Source organism: Streptomyces sp. NPDC056160, from assembly GCF_042268205.1.
Taxonomy (GTDB): Bacteria; Actinomycetota; Actinomycetes; order Streptomycetales; family Streptomycetaceae; genus Streptomyces.
Genome location: NZ_JBHJUW010000054.1, coordinates 44,747 through 50,946 on the forward strand (window position 1 = coordinate 44,747; position 6,200 = coordinate 50,946).

The 6,200-nt window shown below is 74.5% G+C and carries 5 protein-coding genes; 2 read left to right on the forward strand and 3 right to left on the reverse strand.

Annotated elements, in window-relative coordinates; all coding sequences use genetic code 11:
- Window positions 1-75 precede the first annotated feature (75 nt).
- Complete coding sequence (locus ACFC02_RS21125) at window positions 76-1,290, forward strand: helix-turn-helix domain-containing protein (RefSeq protein WP_376359285.1); 1,215 nt, start codon at window positions 76-78, stop codon at window positions 1,288-1,290.
- 9 nt (window positions 1,291-1,299) lie between these two features.
- Here ACFC02_RS21125 and mgtA read toward each other — a convergent pair whose 3' ends face one another.
- The 3 genes from mgtA to ACFC02_RS21140 all read right to left on the reverse strand — a co-directional run bounded on the left by mgtA (window position 1,300) and on the right by ACFC02_RS21140 (window position 5,605).
- Entirely contained in the window at window positions 1,300-3,948 is a 2,649-nt protein-coding gene (gene mgtA, locus ACFC02_RS21130; protein WP_376359288.1) for a magnesium-translocating P-type ATPase, read from the reverse strand.
- Window positions 3,941-4,303, reverse strand: coding sequence for an ArsR/SmtB family transcription factor (locus tag ACFC02_RS21135; protein ID WP_376359291.1), 363 nt, complete (start codon window positions 4,301-4,303; stop codon window positions 3,941-3,943). Before ACFC02_RS21135 ends, mgtA begins: the two co-directional genes overlap by 8 nt.
- Before the next feature lie 117 nt (window positions 4,304-4,420).
- Window positions 4,421-5,605, reverse strand: coding sequence for a TerD family protein (locus ACFC02_RS21140; protein WP_376359294.1), 1,185 nt, complete (start codon window positions 5,603-5,605; stop codon window positions 4,421-4,423).
- Window positions 5,606-5,892: 287 nt separating this feature from the next.
- Between ACFC02_RS21140 and ACFC02_RS21145 the strand changes: the two genes are divergently transcribed.
- The gene (locus ACFC02_RS21145) at window positions 5,893-6,159 is read left to right on the forward strand and encodes a GlsB/YeaQ/YmgE family stress response membrane protein (protein ID WP_360963696.1); all 267 of its coding nucleotides are present in this window, start codon (window positions 5,893-5,895) and stop codon (window positions 6,157-6,159) included.
- Window positions 6,160-6,200: the final 41 nt, after the last annotated feature.

Genomic DNA, 6,200 nt, shown 5'->3' on the forward strand with positions numbered 1-6,200 from the left:
CGTCGACGCGGCGGCGGGCGGCACGCGGCCGGTCCCCCCACCGGGCGCGTCGGAAGAGCAAGGGACGACCAACTCATGCCTTCAACCGTACGGACGCCGGAGGTCGGAGAACCGCTCGACCCCCTGCCCAAGGAGTTCGCGGCCTTCATGAGACCGGAGTTACCCGGTCTCATGAAGGAGATACGCATCGAGGTCACCCGCGCCTACCCGGTCTACGGCCGCCTGCTCAACGGGCCGAACGCGGACGCCATCCGCCAGGGCGTCGAACAGGCACTGTCCGCCTTCGTGGACCGCGTGGCCGAACCCGGCAAGAACTCGGCACTCCGCGACGAGCTGCTCCGCAAGTTCGGCCGCGTCGAGGCCTACGAGGGCCGCGAACTCGACACCCTCCAGGGTGCCTACCGGCTCGGCGCGCGGATCGCGCTGCGCCGCGCCAAGGCCGTGGGCCGCCAGTACAACCTCTCCCCCACCGTCATCCTCGCCTTCGCCGACGCCCTGTTCGCCTACGTCGAGGAACTGGAGGCGATCTCCCGCGAGGGCTACGTCGAGGTGCAGTCGCGGGGCTCCTGCGAGGTGTCCGCCCTGCGCAGGCAGCTGCTCCACCTGATCCTGGCCGCCCCGCCGCTGCCCCAGTCGACCGTGTCCCATCTGTGCGAGGCCGCCGCCTGGCCGCTGCCCGCCCACGTCACCCTCGTCGCGTTGCGCTCCCCCGCCCCCGACCACCTGGAGGCGGGCCTGGCCGCGGACGTCCTCGCGGACCTGGACATCCCCCAGCCGCACCTGCTCCTGCCGGGCGAGCTGACCCCGCAGCGGCGGGCCATGCTCGACACCGCCCTGGCCGGCGCGCACGCCGTGGCGGGCCTGACCGTGCCGCTCACCCAGGCCGCCGACTCCATCCGGTGGGCGCGCCGCGTGCTCCAGCTGATCGACGAGGGCGTCGTGGCCGACGCGCCCCTGGTCCGCTGCGAGGACCACCTGGTGACGCTGTGGCTGCTGTCCGACCCCTCGCTCGTCTCCCACCTCGCGGCCAGGGAACTCGCCCCGCTCGACGGCCTGCCCGCCAGCCGCCGCGACCGGCTCGTGGAGACCCTGCGCGTGCACGTCTCCACGCGCGCGCCCGCCGAACAGGTCGGCGAGATGCTGGGCGTGCACGCCCAGACCGTCCGCTACCGGCTGCGGAACCTGGACGCCCGCCTCGGCGACCGCCTCGCCGACCCCGACCACCGCTTCGCCCTGGAGGCCGCCCTGCGCTCGCTGCACCTGCGGGACGGCGATGCGGGGCGAGGGTGAGCGGGTGGCCTACGCCGCCGCCCCGGCACGACGCTCGTAGCGTGCCCTGGCCGCCAGCAGGCCCGCCGCGTACAGCACCAGGACGACGGTGAGCAGCAGGTAGTAGACGGCCGGGAGGGCGGTCAGTCCGAGCACCGGTCCGAGCGGCGAGGGCGGCAGCGCCAGGCCGATCCCGGCCAGGGCGAGCGCGGCCCACACGACCGGGCCGGGACCGCTCCCCTCGGCACTGCGCCGGCCGACGCGCAGCAGCACCATGACCAGGGCCTGGGTGAGCAGGTTCTCGGTGAACCAGCCGGAGTGGAACACCGCCCCGTCGTCCCCGGTCCCCGGGCCGTGCAGGGCGAGCGCGAGAACGCCGAAGGTGGCCAGGTCGGCGACGGCGTTGAGCATGCCGAAGCCGCTGATGAAGCGCAGCAGGTCGCGCGGGTCCAGCACGGCCGGCCGCCGCAGTGCCGCCGGATGCGGCCGGTCGTGGGCGAAGGTCAGCTGGGCCGCGTCGAAGCACAGGTTCTGCGCCAGGACCTGCGCGGGGAGCATCGGCAGGAAGGGCAGCAGCAGTCCGGCACAGAGCATCGCGAGGACGTTGCCGAGGTTGGACGAGAGCGTGACCCGCAGGTAGGTGGCGATGTTGTCCCCGGCGTGCCGGCCCGCGGTGACGGCGTGGGCGATCGCGGTGAGGTCCTTCTCCGCGAGCACCACGTCCGCGCTCTCGCGGGCCACGTCGGCGGCCTCGCGCGGGGCGATGCCCACGTCGGCGGCGCGCAGTGCGGGCAGGTCGTTGACCCCGTCGCCGAGGAAACCCACCGTGCGCCCGGACCGTCGCAGCGCCGCGGTGATCCGTGCCTTGTGCTCCGGGGTGCAGCGGGCGAAGACGGTCGTACGGCCGGCCACTTCGGCGAGTTCGTCGTCGGTGAGGGCGTCGACGCGGTCGGCGGTGAGGACGGTGCCGTCCCCGACGGGCACGCCGAGGTCGAGGCAGGCGCGCCGGGCCGTGCCCGGGTGGTCGCCGGTGAGGACCTTGACGGTGACGCCGCGGGCGGTGAGGACCGCGAGCGCGTCGGCGGCGGTGGGCGCGAGCGCGTCCCGCAGGGTGATCAGCCCGCGGAAGGTGAGGCCGCGCGCGTCGGCGGGCGTGTAGGCGCCCCGGCGGGCGGAGCGCTCGGCGGTGGCGACCGCGAGGACGCGGACCCCGCTGTCGGCGAGGCGGAGGGTGAGGCGGCCGAGCCGTTCGCGCTCGTCGTCGTCGAGCGCGCAGCGTTCGAGGACCGCCTGGACGTCGCCCTTGACGACCAGGGTGTGCGTGCCGAGCCGGCCGGGTGTCCTGACCACGGCGGTGGCGAGGCGGTGGGCCGGGGTGAAGGCGATCGCCGCCGTGCCGTCGTACGCCGTGAGCGCGTCCTCGTCCGCCGCGTCCAGGATGGCCTCGTCGAGGGCGTCGGGTTCGGGCAGGTCGGCCAGTTGGAGGGTCCACCAGGCGTTGACGGCGGCCCAGTGCAGGACGTCGGGGTCGTCCCGGCCGTCGGGGCCGAGGGCGCGGTCGAGGACCGGCCGGTCCTGGGTGAGGGTGCCGGTCTTGTCCAGGCACAGCACGTCGACGGCGCCCAGGTCGTGCAGGGCGGGCAGCCGCTTGACGATCACACCGTGGGCGCGGGCCAGCAGCGAGGCGCCCCTGGCCAGGCACAGGGTGACCAGGACCGGCAGCATCTCCGGGCTCAGTCCGACCGCCACCGCCACCGCGAACGGCAGCGTCTCCAGGCCACGCCCGCGCAGCGCCGCGTTGGCCGTCAGCACCAGCGGCGGGGTGAGCAGCATGAACCGGATGAGGAGCCAGGAGATGCCGTGGACCGACCGGTCGAAGGCGCTCGTCCGGGGCCGGTTCGCCGCCGGGTCGTGCGCGGCGGCGAACCGGACGCGCGCGCCGGTCGCGGTGACCACGGCGGCGGCGCTCCCGGAGGCGACGCTGCTGCCCAGGAAGCAGAGCTGCGGCTGGTCGAAGACCCCTGGGCCGACGGCGCGCGGCAGGTCGTCGGCGCTCTTCGCGACGGGCACGGACTCGCCGGTCAGCGCGGCCTGGTGCACGGTCAGGCCACTAGCCCGCAGCAGGCGTACGTCCGCCGGTACGAGGTCGCCCGGGCCGAGCCGGACGACGTCACCGGGCACCAGGTCGGCGACGGGCACCTCGCGGGGCAGCGGCGGTGCGTCCTCGTCGTCCCGCCGGAGCACCGTGGCGGTCGTGGCGACCAGCTCCCGCAGCGCGGCGGCGGACCGGTCGGCCCGGTGCTCCCCGCACGCCCGCAGGACGCAGCTCACCACGACGAGCAGGAGGATCACCGAGGCGGTGCCCCAGGCGAACACGGCCGCGGACACCAGCCCGAGGCATCCGAGCACCGCCGTGAACGGATCCCGCAGGCTGCGGACGAACAGCCGCGGCCAGGAGGGATCGCGCCGGGCCGGAACGGTGTTCTCGCCCACCCGCACCAGCCGTTCCCCGGCCTCGGTCTCGGTCAGACCGCGCGGGCCGCCGTCCAGCCGGCGCAGCACTTCGAGGACCGTCGGCGCGGGGATACCCGGCTCCGGTCCCTCGGGGGCCGCCGCCAGGGCAGGCGGTTCAGGAGTCCCGGCGGGCTGCCGCCCCGACCGCGCGGTGCTCTCAGGCACCGTTCCCGCGCAGCGTGCGCACCGCCGCCGGGGCGTGCTGGGAACGCGCGGTCAGCTGCCCCACCATCACCCGGACCACGGTGACGACGTCGGGGTCGTCGACGTAGTACACCTGCCGCCGGCCCTCGCGGCGGGAGCGCACGAGTCCGGCGAGCTTGAGCTTGGCCAGGTGCTGGCTGACGGCGGGCAGCGCGCCGCCCACGCGGTCGGCGAGGTGCGTCACGTCGCTCTCGCCCTGGGACAGCGCCCACATCAGGTGCAGCCGGGCCGAGGAGGCGAGCAGTCCGAACGCGGCGGCCGCGGAGGCCAGCACCTCGGCGGGCGGGTCGTCGAAGCCACCGGCTCTCCCCGTCACAGCCCTCTCCCGCCTCTCCCGTCGGCCCTCTGCCCGGCCGGGCACGTGTGCGCCCACCAGTGTAGGTGCCCGGGTCTGCGGCGCCGCGCGCTCGCTCCCGCGACCGGCGACCGGCTGTCAGTCCTCGTAGTAGTTGTTCACCACCACGTCCGGTTCGTCGTCGTCGAACGCCTCGTTCAGCAGGGCGCCGCCCACGAGGCCGGCCGCACCGGCACCGATGAGCGCCCCGGCCCCGAAGCGGCGTCCGCCGCCCTGCTCCGGGGCGCCCTGCTGCGGGTACCCGTACTCGGGAGCGTGCCCTTGCTGCGGATATCCCTGCTGGGGATATCCCTGCTGTGGGTACCCCGGCTGCGGGTATCCGGCCTGGGGCACCGCCTGCGGGTAACCCTGCTGGGGCTGCGGCGGGGTGTAGAAGGGCGGTGCCGTGGTCTGCACGCGCTGTGCGCAGCCGCCGCACGCCTGCACCGGCCTGGCCGCACCCCACTGCGGCGACCAGGTCACGGTGGTCGTACCGGGGCCGTGCTGGGCGTCGAAGAAGCACGTCATGGAGGAACTCCCTGGAGATGATTGCGGTGGCCGGGGTGGCTCGGGTACGGGTGCAACTGCCGGAGCGGGCGGGAAGGGCGGGGCCGTCACCGCGGTGGGCGGCGTCACCGCGAGCGTCGGCGTGGGAGGGGCGGCCGGAAACGGCGGAGGCGGCGACTTGACCGGGGACGGCGCGGAACCGGGCGCCGGTTCGCGCAGGACGTCCACCCCGTAGTCGGTGGCGATGCCGGCGAGCCCGGAGGCGTAGCCCTGGCCCACCGCGCGGAACTTCCACCCCGCGCCGTGCCGGTACAGCTCGCCGAAGACGAGCGCGGTCTCGCCGGACAGGCCGCCGGCCGCGAGGTCGTAACGGGCCAGTTCGGCCCCTGACTCCCGGTCCAGGACGCGGATGTGCGCCCGGGGCACCTGTCCGAAGCTCTGGCCGCGGGCGGCGCCCTCGTAGAGGGAGACCGGAAAGACGATCTTCGTGATGCGGTCGGGGACCCGGGTCAGGTCGACCTCGATCCGCTGGTCGTCGCCGTCGACGGGGCTGCCGCCGCCGCGGTGGCGGACCGAACCGTCCGGACTGGCCGGGTTGTTGAAGAAGACGAAGTACTCGTCGGACGGCACCTTCCCCGACGCGTCACAGAGCAGGGCGCTCGCGTCCGGCTCGTAGCCGGTCATCACCTGCCAGCCCAGCCCGACGGTCACCGCGCCCAGGCCCGGGGCCTGCCCGCTCAGTGACACGTTCCCGCCCTTGGTCAGGGGCACACTCATCCACGTCCTCCGCAGCCGCTTCCGCTTCCCGCCGTCGTCATCATGATCAACGCGACGGCACCCCGGCGGAGTTCCCGGCTTGCGCAATTTCACGAATAAGAGGGACGGGCGGGGCCAGAGGGAGGCAGGGACGGACGCAGCCGGCCGGATGCGGGGACGGCGAGGCCAGAGGGAGGCCAGGCCGAGGCCAGGTGGCCTCCGCTCCGGTGCACCCCTAGGATTGCGCAACCACGCAATCCGACAACACGAACGCGCAGCGCAACCCGACTCGTCTGGAGGACGACATAGTGGGCGTCATCAGCTGGATCATCCTCGGCCTGCTCGCCGGAGCGATCGCCAAGATCCTGCTGCCCGGCCGCGACCCGGGCGGCCTGGTCGGTACGACCCTCATCGGCATCGCCGGCGCCTTCGTGGGCGGCTGGCTCTCCGCCCGCTTCTTCGACCGCACCGTGGAGAAGCACTTCTTCGACCCCTACACGTGGGGCGCGGCGATCGGCGGTTCGCTGGTGCTGCTGGTCCTCTACCGGCTGCTGTTCGGCAACTCGCGGGACTGACCGGCCACTTCACAGGCCACGACGACGGTGGGGCGGCGCGC